This is a genomic window from Microbacterium sp., from assembly GCF_011620715.1.
GTDB lineage: Bacteria > Actinomycetota > Actinomycetes > Actinomycetales > Microbacteriaceae > Microbacterium.
Genome location: NZ_WOYP01000002.1, coordinates 1 through 13508 on the forward strand (window position 1 = coordinate 1; position 13508 = coordinate 13508).

General features: G+C 66.9%; 17 protein-coding genes and 1 tRNA gene. 10 read left to right on the top strand and 8 right to left on the bottom strand.

Annotation, left to right across the window (positions count from 1 at the left end; all coding sequences use genetic code 11):
* Positions 1–230: 230 nt before the first annotated feature.
* Complete coding sequence (locus QZV84_RS00405) at positions 231–929, top strand: hypothetical protein (protein ID WP_292823664.1); 699 nt, start codon at positions 231–233, stop codon at positions 927–929.
* A 579-nt stretch (positions 930–1508) separates the two neighbouring features.
* On the opposite strand, the gene QZV84_RS00410 is transcribed toward QZV84_RS00405, so the two are convergent.
* Together QZV84_RS00410 and QZV84_RS00415 are read right to left on the bottom strand one after the other, a co-directional pair.
* On the bottom strand, positions 1509–1784 hold the full coding sequence (locus QZV84_RS00410; protein ID WP_292823667.1) for a hypothetical protein: 276 nt from the start codon (positions 1782–1784) through the stop codon (positions 1509–1511).
* A 138-nt stretch (positions 1785–1922) separates the two neighbouring features.
* Complete coding sequence (locus QZV84_RS00415; RefSeq protein WP_292823670.1) at positions 1923–2561, bottom strand: hypothetical protein; 639 nt, start codon at positions 2559–2561, stop codon at positions 1923–1925.
* A 135-nt stretch (positions 2562–2696) separates the two neighbouring features.
* On the opposite strand from QZV84_RS00415, the gene QZV84_RS00420 reads away from it, so the two are divergent.
* The 3 genes from QZV84_RS00420 (at position 2697) to QZV84_RS00435 (ending at position 5049) form a co-directional block, all read left to right on the top strand.
* Positions 2697–2948: a hypothetical protein gene (locus QZV84_RS00420; protein ID WP_292823673.1), complete on the top strand. Its 252-nt coding sequence runs from the start codon at positions 2697–2699 to the stop codon at positions 2946–2948.
* Between the two features lie 1420 nt (positions 2949–4368).
* Positions 4369–4671 carry a hypothetical protein gene (locus tag QZV84_RS00430; RefSeq protein ID WP_292823678.1) on the top strand — a complete coding sequence of 101 codons (303 nt, stop codon included), beginning with the start codon at positions 4369–4371 and terminating at the stop codon, positions 4669–4671.
* Positions 4672–4716: 45 nt separating this feature from the next.
* Positions 4717–5049 carry a hypothetical protein gene (locus QZV84_RS00435; protein WP_292823681.1) on the top strand — a complete coding sequence of 111 codons (333 nt, stop codon included), beginning with the start codon at positions 4717–4719 and terminating at the stop codon, positions 5047–5049.
* A 260-nt stretch (positions 5050–5309) separates the two neighbouring features.
* Here QZV84_RS00435 and QZV84_RS00440 read toward each other — a convergent pair whose 3' ends face one another.
* The 3 genes from QZV84_RS00440 to QZV84_RS00450 form a co-directional block, all read right to left on the bottom strand.
* Positions 5310–5696 (bottom strand): type II toxin-antitoxin system VapC family toxin, encoded by a 387-nt coding sequence (locus QZV84_RS00440; RefSeq protein ID WP_292823684.1) that lies wholly within the window; start codon positions 5694–5696, stop codon positions 5310–5312.
* A complete protein-coding gene (locus QZV84_RS00445; RefSeq protein WP_292823687.1) occupies positions 5693–5962 on the bottom strand; it encodes a hypothetical protein in 270 nt (89 codons plus the stop codon). Before QZV84_RS00445 ends, QZV84_RS00440 begins: the two co-directional genes overlap by 4 nt.
* 86 nt (positions 5963–6048) lie before the next feature.
* Positions 6049–7386 (bottom strand): NAD(P)/FAD-dependent oxidoreductase, encoded by a 1338-nt coding sequence (locus QZV84_RS00450; protein WP_292823690.1) that lies wholly within the window; start codon positions 7384–7386, stop codon positions 6049–6051.
* A 159-nt stretch (positions 7387–7545) separates the two neighbouring features.
* On the opposite strand from QZV84_RS00450, the gene QZV84_RS00455 reads away from it, so the two are divergent.
* Positions 7546–7779, top strand: coding sequence for a hypothetical protein (locus tag QZV84_RS00455; RefSeq protein WP_292823693.1), 234 nt, complete (start codon positions 7546–7548; stop codon positions 7777–7779).
* A 96-nt stretch (positions 7780–7875) separates the two neighbouring features.
* Here the strand turns inward: QZV84_RS00455 and QZV84_RS00460 are convergent, their stop codons facing one another.
* Entirely contained in the window at positions 7876–8781 is a 906-nt protein-coding gene (locus QZV84_RS00460) for a hypothetical protein (protein WP_292823695.1), read from the bottom strand.
* A 282-nt stretch (positions 8782–9063) separates the two neighbouring features.
* On the opposite strand from QZV84_RS00460, the gene QZV84_RS00465 reads away from it, so the two are divergent.
* From QZV84_RS00465 to QZV84_RS00480, 4 genes are read left to right on the top strand one after another with little or no spacing between them, the layout of a single operon-like run.
* The gene (locus QZV84_RS00465) at positions 9064–9897 is read left to right on the top strand and encodes a DUF4397 domain-containing protein (RefSeq protein ID WP_292823699.1); all 834 of its coding nucleotides are present in this window, start codon (positions 9064–9066) and stop codon (positions 9895–9897) included.
* 39 nt (positions 9898–9936) lie between these two features.
* Positions 9937–10560, top strand: coding sequence for a class F sortase (locus QZV84_RS00470; protein ID WP_292823702.1), 624 nt, complete (start codon positions 9937–9939; stop codon positions 10558–10560).
* Between the two features lie 45 nt (positions 10561–10605).
* Complete coding sequence (locus QZV84_RS00475) at positions 10606–11190, top strand: sigma-70 family RNA polymerase sigma factor (protein WP_292823705.1); 585 nt, start codon at positions 10606–10608, stop codon at positions 11188–11190.
* Positions 11177–11902 carry an anti-sigma factor gene (locus QZV84_RS00480; protein ID WP_292823708.1) on the top strand — a complete coding sequence of 242 codons (726 nt, stop codon included), beginning with the start codon at positions 11177–11179 and terminating at the stop codon, positions 11900–11902. The genes QZV84_RS00475 and QZV84_RS00480 overlap by 14 nt, the downstream gene beginning before the upstream one ends.
* 7 nt (positions 11903–11909) lie before the next feature.
* Here the strand turns inward: QZV84_RS00480 and QZV84_RS00485 are convergent, their stop codons facing one another.
* Positions 11910–12476 (bottom strand): hypothetical protein, encoded by a 567-nt coding sequence (locus tag QZV84_RS00485; protein ID WP_292823711.1) that lies wholly within the window; start codon positions 12474–12476, stop codon positions 11910–11912.
* Positions 12473–13321: an inositol monophosphatase family protein gene (locus QZV84_RS00490; RefSeq protein WP_292823714.1), complete on the bottom strand. Its 849-nt coding sequence runs from the start codon at positions 13319–13321 to the stop codon at positions 12473–12475. The genes QZV84_RS00485 and QZV84_RS00490 overlap by 4 nt, the downstream gene beginning before the upstream one ends.
* Positions 13322–13424: 103 nt before the next feature.
* Between QZV84_RS00490 and QZV84_RS00495 the strand changes: the two genes are divergently transcribed.
* Positions 13425–13500, top strand: a tRNA-Lys gene (locus QZV84_RS00495).
* Positions 13501–13508: the final 8 nt, after the last annotated feature.

Here is a 13508-nt window from a genome sequence, read left to right on the forward strand (position 1 = left end):
CGTCATGATCACGACCGTAGCCGCCGACTTACTTGGCCGCCACCACCGGCGTTAGATCTGCGATGGACGATCCCCCGTGCGACACAAGACGACAATTCACGTGCCACCGGAACACGGCGACCTTTCGCTGCGCTGAGGGACCGGGGCCGGTGGTGCGCAGATGCACAGCGCTGTCACGCAGAGTTCGGCGCTTGGTTGCGGAAGCGGTCGAGATCAGAAACGCTCGAGGCATGCAGTTCGCCGGAGTGCTACCTCCAGACGCCCCCGACCCTCTCGTGGAATCCCGTCGACGACTGTTGGGCCTTGCGTTCCCACTCATGGGTCTTGTGCCGCAGCCAACGATCGAGGACACCGGCGGCCCAGCGATCACGGAGGTGACAACCGGCGCAGAGCGCGCGCAGCTAGCAGTGAGCTTCTCGTACACGCTCTGGCGGAACCCTCACGATCGTGCTGACCCCGTGAACCTGAAGAACCTCACTCCGTATGAGCAAGCGGCGGTCGAGACCATCCCACCATGGCCGCGTCCTGCGTGGTTGATCGAGTACGTCGAGAGGATGCGCTACCCCTCGCTCTGGGAGGCAGTGCGCACGTGCTGGACAAGAGACGGCTCCGAGTGCACGACCCTTTCCCGGCAACTTGTCGATCACACGAACTACATCCTCACAAACCAGTTCCGCGAGGAGTCGGGAGTTGCACCCGGACCCACAGAAGAGGGCCCATGGCAGGTTCGCCCATCATCTGTCAACACCGCCGCCACGATCGAGATCAATGGCGACGAGGTGCCGGCCTTCGAGATCGACACCGACCCGTTCGTCTATGCGCTCGGCGCGCAGCTGCGATCCGATGTCGTCGCGACCGTCGTCATTGCACGGGAACACCTTCCCTACGTGCGCCCGGCACTACACACCCGGACCCCCGAAACGGACTGAAGGCGTCCGCCAGACGATCCCTTGCGGGCATGCCTGAGAGCGGAGCGAGCTATTCGGAGTGGGCCAGCACATCGACTTGCAGGCCGCCAAGAGCCTCCTTCTGAGCGGTGCGGAGGACGAATCGAATTTCGGTGCCCACGGGAACTCATCTTTGAGCTCGGCTGGCATGCCGGCTGTTACCTCGAATTGGACGGTCGGCGGGAAGGCTGACGTGCCGCATCCCCAGTAGAGTGAGCCGCCGCTCGGTGCGGCTAGCGTCACGTCGGCGGACTTCACCACGAGCATGCAGGTGTCGGTTCCGATTCCCGCCCATTGCTGCTCGCTCGTGATCACTGTCAGGCCTTCGAATTCCGTATAGCCGCGTGCGTCCGCTGTCTCAGTGCCAAGACTTTCCGGCCAAGCAAAATCGTCTACTTCGCGCAAGGAGCCGACCTGGTGCACGTCTCCGACACGCGTGAGCCAACCATTGCCGAGGACAGTGAGGATAGCGCCGAGGATCAGGGCGAGAACGACTGATCCGATCCACATCCATCTGAGTTGGGGCAAAGACCAGCGTTTCCGGTCAGCAGTGGAAGTCACTCACAGGTCCGGTGCTGCTGGTTTGAGACTCGCCTGCGCGGTGACGTCTGTTGACGGTGGGGTCCCCTGCGGGTGGGGTGCGGCGTGCTCCGGGATTTCGGTCGCGATCTGCCCGGTCGTTACCGTGCGACCTGTCTGATCGAGCTCCCGCAGTCGCTTCACCGCGGCGGGATCGTCTTGAATATCAGCGTTAGGTCCGTACGCGCGGTCACGCAGCGCACGCAACTCGCCGTCAACATCGTCTGCAATCACGACGGTCCTCTCATCGCAGAACACACGTCTCCATGCTGGCGGGTCCTCTGAGGGCGTGTCCTGTCAGCCCTCACGATGACCGACTGAATGCGGCGGGCTGGTTTTCCGCCTCCGGACAGGTCCGGGTTGGGCGGTGCGCCGGCGGTCTGTTTGCGGCGAATTTCAGGGGAGACGTGCGACGGTGAATGCCAGTCCGACGTTGCCACTGTCGGTATCGATAGTCACCTCGGCGCTGGCGAGGGCGCCCTTGTGTTCTACCGCTGGCAGCGTCGCGGAGTAAGTGGGACCCGTAGTGTCTCTGGACGCCGTGGTGAGGTCTATCCGCAGCTGCTCGAGTTGCTGGGCGGTCCAGCCCCATGATGGTGCGATCCGTTGGAGCTGCGGGTAGATCGTGAGCCACATCCCTTGACCGTCCTGGACAAGTTCCACAGACGTCACCTGATTGTCACTGGTGGTGATCGTGAAGGACTTGACGAGTTCGACGTTGAAGGCCCCATCGGCGGTGAGCACCACCGCGCTGATCGGCACGCGCGGCTCGACCGTCTCTGTTCCATCCACGTCAAGTCCGAGCTGGGACGCTGGCAACGAATCGGCGCGGACCTTCACCCTCACCACGCCCTCATGGGTAAGGAAATCGATGCCTGGTGGTTCAAACAGAGACATTCCATCTGATGCTTGCTGATCGGTCGACGGGCGCGGGTCCGCTTGAGTCCACCAGGAGTTCTGAACAGCGACCACACCAACAACAATGCCGACCCAGATCAACGCGACGATCGAAATCGGAATCCAGGAGAGGACCACGCGACGGCGTTTGCTTCGACGTCGCTCCTCTGACGGCGCTGGCATATGCACCCCACATTTTCGGCTCTGTCGGTCACCGCACCCTACAACCCTCACTTCGGAGGCATCCGTAGGCCGTTCTCGACAGCATCAGACATGGTGCGTAAAGCGGTCCTCCTACTCGCCGTCAATTTGGCGCAGAAGACGGTCGAGCTCGTCCAACTCTTCTCGGATCTCTACCATGGCCGCCGGCGTGAATCTCCGTACCTGCAGATGGAGGATCGCGTCGGCCGCTATCTCGCGACGCTGAAAGCTTCGGCGACCGCTGACCTTGCTGCCGCGGCATCACCGTCGACGCTGGCGCAGACCTGCAGCAGCTCACCAGTGCGCTCGAGGACGGTGACGTAACCGCGGAGAATATCTCGGCGCGTAAGCAGATTGTTGCGGTCTTGGTTCATCGGCTCACCGTAGCGAGCTCCGGGCATCGTCAAGAGGTGTGGACAGCACCTTCAGCGGCGCGATCGCCGGTCACTTGACTCCCGAGTCGCGATGAAGTTCCAGACGGTGATCAACGCGGAGGGCGATCTTCTCGCACGCACGGACCCCCAGTGGCTCGCCGCCCTCGCGCTGCACGGGTTCACCCTCAACGGCGACGGGGAGATCGCACAGCTGGCCGCCGCGGTGCCGCCGCTGTCGCGTCGTTCTTCCCAGATCGAGAAGAACCGCCGTCAGCTGCTCGAGGAATGGACGGCCGCACATGGCGGTGCGACGCCGAGTGTGAGGGTGCTGCTGCAGATCGATCGGCGTGCCTGGGCGTTGTCGCGTCCCAACAAGCCCACGGATTTGGACGAGGAGACTTGGGAGGCAACTGTCCGCGACGAACTGCTCGCCATGGACCCCACCATCACGCACGCTCGCCCACCCGTTGCGGTCGTGGCCCCGTCCCTCGACGATCTTGACCTGGACCTGCTCGCGGGTGCCGCGGTCGTCGATGCGGACCAGCGCTCACCCCGGGCCCACGGGCGGTTCAGCATGTTCGATCTGCGCGCTGGTGCCATTCGCGCGCTTTCGCGCAGTGGGGTGGTCGCGCGTCGCGACGCGCTCACCGCGACGATCGACGAGATCTCTGGTCGGGCTCGACAGAAGTGCATTCGACTTCTCTCGGATGCCGGTATCCCGGATCACCTGAAGGTGTTCATGGCGACCGAGACTGTGCGTCTGAAGATGCGCGTCGCCGCACGCATGGAGGGTCTCGCCACGTCCGGCCGGTCACTTACGCCGACGAATTGCGCCGGTCTGCGGCATCCGCAGATGGCCTCGACCGTCTTGACGAGTCGCAGCTCGCCGCAGCGGGTGCGATCGCGGGGACGGGTGGGCTCGCTGCGATCACCGGGCCGGCCGGCGCGGGAAAGACCACGATGCTGCGCGTCGCACACGCGGGCACTTACTCGACAGCGGCGACGGATGCTGGTGGTCGCGCCGACCCGGAAGGCGGCATCCGTCGCATCGCGCGAAGTCGGTGCCGCGGCGACGAGCCTGCACGCGCTGCTCGCCGACCACGGCTACCGCTGGCACACTGACACAGCCGGAGCCCAGGTATGGACACGTCTGTCGCGTGGCGGCGCGGACCGGACCGGACGACAGGGGTCGTCTACGGCGGGCCGGCCAAGTTCGTGCTCCGCCGGGGTGATCGGATCGTGGTGGACGAGGCCGGCATGGTCGACCTGCAGACCGCGGCCGCCCTTGTCGATCTCGCTCTCGAACATGGGGTCGGCGTCGCGATGGTGGGGACCCGTATCAGGCTCTCCCTGTCGGGCACTCAGGAGCGATGGCATCCGCGGCGCGCTACGCGACCGCATCCGTCGAACTCGACACCGTACACCGCTTCAGCGATCCCGACTACGCCGCACTCACCCTGCGCCTCCGCAACCCCCGCGACCGCGACGACGCACTCCAGGTTGCGGGGGAGCTGCTCCAGCGCGGCCACGTGCAACGGGTGTCGAGCACGGAGGAAGCGCGTGACACTATGGTCGCTGCCTATTTCGACTGGCACGCACGCGGCAAGCGAGTGGCACTCGTGTCCGGCACCAATTCAGAGTCGGACGCGATCAACGACGCCATCCAGCAATGACGCATCCATGACGGTGAGCTGGACCCCAGGACGCTCGCGCTGGGAATGGGGGAGCAGCGCATCCTGGTCGGCGACACCGTCCAGACCCGCCGCAACGATCCGCGCACCGGCGTCGAAAACCGTCCGCAATGGGTGGTCCGCAACATCTGGGATGAGAGCATCGACCTCGCCTCGGTCAGTGACAGTGGCGAGATCCGTCGCGTCAGCCGGGACTACGCGCTCAACCATCTGCAACTCGCGTACGCATCGACCGTGCACGGCATCCAAGGCGAGACCATGGATGCCGCCGTCGTGGGACCGGATGTCGACGCACCGAGAATCTCGCTCCGCTCAAGTTCGTCGCTGACCAACTCCGTGAGCGTCAGCACCGCAACATAATGGCGAAAGCGCGGCGGGAGGGGCGCGCAACCGCCGGTGCGGAGGTGGTCACCTACACCGGCCACAGCGCGTAGTCTGGTGCCGCGATGCGCGGTTCTCGGTACCGCGGGATTGCGACTTCCAGTCGCGTTATCGACGTTGAATCCTCGTTCGATTCCTCCCATCTCCACCAATCCGCTGTCACGTGTGAGAGGGCCCGGTTCCTGCGTTTCGTGGGGGCCGGGCCCTTTCGTCCGGAGAGCCGGTGCCCCGCCCCCCTTTCAGAGCAGGTGGACGTCGAAATGGCGCCCCTGAGCGGCACGCGCGAGTGCAGCATCCGTCGTCACGATATCGGCGGAATGATGTTCCGCTGCGAAGACCACGAGCGCATCTGGCATTCTCAGGCCGGTCTCGGCGCGCACGCGCGCGATGCCAGGTGCGTCAGATGCGGCAAGATCGAGCCCGATCAGCTCGAGCCGATCGAACGCGGCAATGACCTCATCCGCCCTGCCCGCGTGGGTCGGACGAATGAGGCACTCAGCCATCGTCACCGTGCTGGCGGCGAAGTCGAAATCCTCGTTCTCCTCCATGAAGGCAAGTGCCGCTGAGTGGAACGCATCGTCGGCGTTGAGCCAAGCGATCAGCACGCCGGCGTCGAAGACGATCATTCGGGCCACTCGTCACGCAGCCGCTGCGCCTCGCCGGGGGGGTAAACCCCGGTCAGCGCGCCCGCCCCCGTGCGAATCGCGCGCAATCGCGTGGAACTGTGTGCCGCCGCTCGTCGTTCGATGCTCTCGGCGCCCTGTGCGATGACCTTGCGCAGCAGGGCAGTGCGATCGTCCCGCAATTCCGGCCATAGGCGCGCGGCCGCGTCGAGCGCCAGCGCGATCTCGTCGGTCTCGGTCACGGCGTGTCGGCGGCGTGTGGTGGGCATGACAGAAGTGTAACACCGGGCTTCAGGTGCGACACTTGATCGGAGGCGCACTCAGCTGCCGCTCGATGCGGCCATCGACCGATCGGTCACCGGCACTGCACGTCGGTCCAGACCTCTTCGATGGGGATCTCGCGCCCGAGTACGTTCTGCGCCGCCCGGTGCCCCGAACACATCGCCGCGGTGACCGTGGCGGGGTCATCGGTCCAGGTCGCCTCGCCGGCGAGGTGCAGCACACCGCCGATCGGCGTCGCGAGGGTGTCGTGGTCGTCGATGGTCGAGCCCAGCGTCATGTACGCATAGGAGCCGTAGGCGAACGGGTCGTCCTGCCAGTCGGTGATGTGAACATGGGTGGGCTTGTCGACCCGATCGCCATAGAGGCGCCGCAGCTGGGCGAGCACCGAGTCCACGATCTCGTCCTCGCTCCAATCCCGGGTCCCGACCGCTGCCGGTCCGGCGGCGAAGGTCAGCAGCGTCGGCGTGCCGTGCAGGAAGGTCAGGTCATACCACGAGTGCCACCACCGGCTCTCGGGTCCCTGCTGGCGAATCACGTCGACGCCGTCGTCCCAGAACTTCGTCGGAAAACGCAGGAACACCTTCTCGAACGCGTTCATCGTCAGCCGGCTCAGGGCGCCGGCGACGGGTTCGGGAAGGGGCGGCTCGATGATGAAGTCCTCGGACTGCAGCACGCCGACAGGCACGGTGATCACGACGTTGTCGGCGGTCACCGTGCCGAAGTCGGTCGTGACGGTGACGGCATCCGCCGACCATTCGACGTGCTCGACGACGTGCGTGAGTCGCACATCGAGCCCCTGCGCGAGAGCCGAGGGCAGGCGGTCGTAGCCGTCGGGGAACACCACCTCATCGCCGTCGATCGAGTCGTCATCGAGGCCGTGGGCGGCGAGATCGTCGATCCACGCGCCGTACTGCTCTTCCGACCGGTGCTCCAGGTACTCGCGCACGCGCTGGGCGCGCTGCTCGTTCCAGCCCTGTTCAGCGATCGCCGCTTCGGTGACGTCGCGGTAAGAGTCGTCCGGCGCCGAGGCGGCGACGACCTCGCGCAGAGTGTCGTCGGCGGTGTGGATGTCGTCGATGAAGCTCTGGGCGGCGGCATCCGTGAGTCGCCGTCCGTCAGGCCCGTAGTAGGCGATCGGGCGGCTGTCGGGCTGGTAGCCGCCGACGGTGAATTCCATGGTGCGCATGCCGAAGGCTTCGGCCGCGGCGGCGACCGGGGAGTCGGTGATGCCGTGGATCCACGAGGCGCCGAGGTCGGTGGCGAGCCCGTAGCGGCGGTCGGTCACGACCCGGCCGCCCACGCGGTCGCGGGCTTCGAGCACCAGGACTCTTCGGCCCGCTTCGCTCAGCAGTCGGGCGGCTGTCAGTCCTGCCACGCCCGCGCCGACCACGATCGTGTCGAAGTGATCCATGGTCGATCCTTTCACCGGGCGGTATCCGTCGTATGACATTCGACGCTATCGACCCCGCCGGCAGGCCGCGACCACGCGGTCGACCCCTTCGTGCGATGTCGAGGCGGATGCCGCGGACTCGACGAGGATGGACTGACCAGCTCCAGATGAGGGAAGTGCATGTCGAACCAGTACAACAGTTTCACCGACCGGGTCATCGACGAGTTCCGCGACAACGGCGGCGAGGAGATCGAGACGGGCGATGAAGGCACGATCGCCGTGCACGTCAGCGAGTTGAAGGGTGTCGAACGCGATGCGGCCTGGGCGCGATTCACCGAGCGCAGCAGCGGATTCCGTGACTACGAGGCGAAGACGACCCGCACGATCCCGGTTCTGGCGCTCACGCGACGCTGACCCTTTCACTTTCGGCGGAGGGGTCCTGTATCCCGACGTGAAGGTGTTCGTGTGGCGAGTGCGGGTTCGAACGAGCCTCCACCCTTCTGACCTCTTTCAGGGCTGGGTCGGCGGCGTAGTCGCGTCGTCCGCAGGAGCGTCGTCCGCGTGAGCGCGGCGACGGCTCACGATCACCCAGGTGATGATCGCGGCGACCGCGACGACGATGCCCACGATGAGCCAGATGACCCAGGCCGGCACCCCATCGGTGTTCGCCGAGATGGGTGTCGGCGTCTCGGTCGGCGTCGGCTCCGCGGTCGGAGTGGCGGCCGCGGTCACCGTGACGATCGTGGTCGCGAGAACGTTCTCGCCGTCGCCCACCGCGATCGTGAACGAGCCGGTTTCGCTGGCGGTGAAGACCGCCGTCGCCGTCCCGTCCGACACGGGCGAGGTCACCGACGTCGCACCGCTCGGCGAGAACGAGCCGCCCGCAGTGCCGCCCAGCCCGAAGAACGCAGACTCGAGTCCGCCGAGTCCGGTGGCGGTGACGGTGGTCGTCTCGCCCGTGGTGATCGTCGCAGACTCGGCCGCGAGTATCGCACCGCCGGACGGATTCGCTGCGGTCACCGTGATCGACACGGTGCCCAGAACGTTCTCGCCGTCACCCACGGCGACCGTGAACGTGCCAGCCTGATCCGCGGTGAAGGTGGCCGTGGCCGTGCCGTTCGAAGTGGGCGCGGAGTAGCTCGCCGTGCCGCTCTCGGTGAACGTCGCCCCGTCGGACTGGCCCATGCCGAACGATGCGGTCTCGAGTCCGCCCAGGCCGGTCGCTGTGACGACCGACGTCTCGCCCACCGTGACGGATGCCGGGTCGGCAGTCACCTCAGTGGCCGAGGCCGTCGCCGCCATGCCGCTGGACAGACCCAGGGCCGCGGCGAGCAGACCAGCGCCGAGTATGGCGATGAGCCGGCCCCCCACTCCGCGGGAGAGACGGGATGACTGCGGGCGAGGGTCGATGAGCATGTGCGGTCTCTTTCGGCAAGGCGGACAGAGGTGGACAGAGCGGTGGATCGAGCAGACCCAGACAGCTGCGTCCGAGTCCCCATCGTCACACTAGGGCGGCGGAGGGCGCCGCCGATAGCCGAACGGCTCAGCAGGCCCGGGCACACGCCCCCGTTCGGATCGGCCTCCCCCGGCTGATGAGGCTGGTGCCGAAGATTTCTTCATGCGCGTGCATCCGAACCGGCGGTTCGCACGGAAGTACTCATTGCAGGGCGGAAAGCACCGCCCCACTAGGAGGACAACGTGCGTAAGACAATCGCAGCCGGCGTCGTAGTCGGCTTCGCTCTCGCGGCGGGCTTCGTCATGCCTGCTCAGGCCATCTCGGCGACCAGCGCCGACCTTTACGTGCTCCACGCGATCCCCGACACCCCGGTGGACGTGTATGTCAACGGAGCACTCACCCTGGACGACTTCCAGCCCGGCGACCTCGCCGGACCGCTCGACCTGCCTGCCGGCGACTATGAAGTCGCCCTCACGGCACCGGACGCGGCTGATGACAGCGCGCCGATCCTCGGACCGGCGACCATCACCTTGGCTGCAGGCGCCAGCTATACGGCGACGGCGAACCTCGACGAGGCCGGTGCCCCGGCGCTGAACCTGTTCACGAACGACATCGCGACCACCAACGCCGGTGAAGGACGGCTCACGGTCCGTCACATTGCCGCTGCTCCCGCCGTCGACATCCTCGCGGGCGGCACGGCAGTCGTATCCAGCCTCGTCAACCCCGATCAGGCGACGCTCAACCTGCCGGTCGGCACGGTGTCGGCATCCGTCGCGCTCGCCGGAACGACCGACCCGGTGCTCGGCCCGACAGACGTGGCCGTCCAGGACGGCGTCCTGACTATCGTCTACGCGTGGGGCAGCGCAGAGGGCGAGAACCTCGCGCTCGCAGTGCAGACCATCACAGTCGGCCACACCGCGCCAGGCGGCGTACCCTCCGGAACGGCCGGCTATGCGGCTGAGCGCGATGCGATGACCCAGGCCTTGTGGATCTCCGGATTCGCGTTGGCACTGGCGGCGGCATCCGTCGCCGTCATCATGGTGCGCCGCACTCGGGCAGCGAAGATCGAGCGCTGAAGTCCGAGCGCTGATCTGCGAAATCCGAGTGAGCCAGACATGACCCGAGGACTGATCGCACCGCTGGTGCTGGTCCTCGCACTCTCGGCATGTGCACCCGTCCCGGCCCCCACCGGGACGGGTGCACCCGTCCCTCCTCCGGCTCCGACCGCCGGTCAAACCGCTGCCACCGATGTCCCCATCGTCGGCAGCACGCCTGAACCTGTGCGCGCATCTGTGCCCCCGGTGCGGGTTCGGATCGACGCAGCCGGTGTGGACATGGAGGTGGTCCCGGTCGCGGTCGAATCAGGCGGCTTCATGGAGTTGCCGCCCGATCCGGCAATCGCGGGGTGGTACCGATTCGGCCCCGATCCGTGGAGCCCCGACGGCAACACCGTGATCGCCGCCCACATCGACGCACCCGACTACCCGATCGGCCCGTTCGCCAACCTGCGCGACCTGCCCACGGATGCCGAGATCACCGTCACGGCGGCAGATGGCTCGAGTGCCGCCTACGGAGTGGCGACCGTGACGTACTATCCGAAGCAGGAGCTGCCGACAGAGGCGCTGTTCGCCCGCGAAGGCACGAGAGCATTGGTGCTCATCACATGTGGCGGCAACTTCGACGAGACAACAGGTCACTACGACGACAACGTGGTCGTCGTCGCGGCGCCGAGAGCATAAGCCCGAGGGTATGGGAGACGAGCGGCATGACCGGGGGTGAAGCGGATGATCGGGGGTGAAGAGAGCTCCGACGCGACGGAGCGGCGCGATGCCGAATCGGCTTGGGACGCCCGTTTCATCGCCGGCGACGAACGCGCTCTCGAGTACGCCTACCGCCGCTGGTCGCCGGTCGTCTTCACGCTTGCGCTGCGGTCACTGGGCGACCGCGCCGATTCCGAGGACGTCACGCAGAAGACCTTCGTATCGGCCTGGACCTCGCGCGCGAACTTCGATCCGTCCCGTGCCCGACTCTCGACCTGGATCGTCGCGATCGCGAAGCGGCGCATCGCCGATACTCACGAGGCGCGCACTCGCATCAGCGCTCTGCACCAGCAGCTGCAGCGGGTGACCCGCCCCGATGACCTCGTGACCGAAGAGGTCGACCTCGGCGAGACGCTCCTGGTCGCCCAGGAGATCGAACGCCTTGAACCCGACGCCCGAAAGGTCATGAAGCTGGCGTTCTTCGACGACCTCACCCACCAGGAGATCTCGCGGAGGCTGGACATGCCGCTGGGCACGGTCAAGAGCCATATCCGGCGAAGTCTGGAACGAATGCGCACCAGATTGGAGGTGACACATGCCGCACATTGATCCTGAGCGAGTCGCTCTGCTCGCGATGGGCGAGCCCGTCGCGACGGCCGAAGAGTCCGAGCACCTGGCCGACTGCGCGGCGTGCGTCGACGAACTGGCGGCGCTGCGGCACGCGGCCGTCGCGGGTCGCGCGAGCTTTGACATCGGCGACCTCGAGATGCCGCCCGAGGTTGTGTGGGTGCGGATCGCAGACGAGCTTTCGCTCGGTACGAGAACCCCAGAACCAGAAGCTCCCGCCGCCGTCGTCGCACCCGTCGTGGTCGAGACGCCCCATCGTCGCGTGCTGACTCGCATCTGGGCGCTGGCCGCCTCCCTCGTGCTGGTCGCCGGCGTCGGACTCGGCGTCTGGTCCGTCACGCAGCGTGTGCCGCTGACCGAGATCGCCGAGGCCACCCTGGCGCCGTTCCCCGGCCACCCGAGTGCCGAAGGCACGGCGGTCGTGCAGGAGCGACCCGACGGTACGCTCGCCGTGCGCGTCGAACTGAGCGCGGATGCCGCCCCCGACACGTTCCGCGAAGTCTGGCTGATCACCGCCGACGCGACCGCGCTGGTCAGCCTCGGCGTGCTCGACGGCACCGAGCAGACCTTCGCGATCCCCGCCGAAGTGGATCTGAAGGATTACGTGCTGGTAGACGTGTCACAGGAGCCGGTGGACGGTGATCCGAATCACTCCGGAGACTCGATCGTGCGGGGCGAGCTGTCGTTCCTGTAGCCCGGCGCTATCCCCAGGTGACGAGCAGGAGGCCCTGCTTGGTGTCGGCGTACTTCACCCAGCCGTCGCCGAACAGGTAGGTCAGGCCGTAGCCCTGGTCATCGGTGGCCACGGTGGTGGCTGCGCTCTCGGTGACGAAGACACCCTCGGGTGCCTCCTCGAGCTTCCAGCCCATCGCCACGAGATCGTCCTGCGCCTCCTGCGCGTCGTCGGCTGAGATCGGCGCCCAGCCGTAGATCTGCACGTGGTCGGTGGCCGTCGTGAAGTCGCCCCAGACGCACTGGACGCCTCCGGGGACTTCCATTTCTCCGATCCGGAACGGCTCGGCCCGCGCCGTCCAGCCGATGCTGTCGAATGTCTCGACCGTGGCTGCGGGGATGATCGTCTCGCACGTCGGGTCGCCGGCCGGCTCGGCGGTGGCGGCGGCTGAGGGCTCGGGCGTCGGTGAGGTGGCCGTCGGCTGAGGCGTCTGGGCGGTGTCGGCGGTCGTGCCGGGGCCGGCGCACCCGGTCGCGGCGAGCATCGTGGCCGTGAGCAGGAGCGCCGCGGCGAACAGGGCGCGGGTGCGGGTCATCGTGAGGACTCGAGGGTCTGCTGCGCGTGCAGAAGGTCGAGGAACGCCGCGTGCAGCACGCCGTTCGTGGCGAGCGCGGAACGCTGCGAGAGCGAGTCCTCGCCGTCGAACGAAGTGAACCGGCCACCGGCCTCGGTGATGATCGGAACGAGCGCGGCGATGTCGTACTCCTTAACGCCGAATTCGGCGACGAATTCGAGCCGCCCTTCGGCCAGCAGCATGTACGGCCAGGTGTCGCCGTAGCCGCGGTCGCGCCAGACCGCGCGCGAGAGTCGGACGACGGCATCCAGCTGGCCGGCTTCGTCCCACTGGCTGATGCTCTGGAAGCTCGCGCTCGCTTCGGCGACCGTGTCGACGGCCGACACCCCGAGACGCGCCGCCGAGCCGTCGGGCGTGTTGGTCCAGGCCCCGAGCCCGGTCGCGGCCCACCATCGCCGCTTGAGTGCGGGCTGGCTGGCGACGCCGACCCGCGGCACGCCGTCGATCGACAGGGCGATCAGGGTCGTCCACATCGGGATGCCCTTGAGGTAATTGGCGGTGCCGTCGATCGGATCGACGATCCACTGCCGCTGGGCGGAACCCGTCGCCCCGAACTCCTCGCCGAACACCCCGTCACCGGGGCGCTCGGATGCGAGAATCGCGCGGATCGCGCGCTCGGTCGCGAGGTCGGCCTCGGTCACATGGGTCGCGTCCGCCTTGAGCTGCACGTCGAGGTCGGCGGCGTCGAAGCGGGCCATGGATGCCGCATCCGCAGCATCCGCCAGCCGCAGCGCGAGCGCGAGATCTGCCTGCAGGTCACCGTCGAACGGCGCACCGAATGAGACCGGGTGGGTGAGGGAGGTCACGTCTACCAGCCTAACCGCGAGGTCTGGGTCCGATTTCCGGGTGACGTGACCCTGATGGTAACGTTTACCCTCGGTCCGCCATGCGGCGGACCACAAACAACATGCACCTCTAGCTCAATCGGCAGAGCAACTGACTCTTAATCAGTGGGTTCTGGGTTCAAGTCCCAGGGGGTGCACCATGGCTACC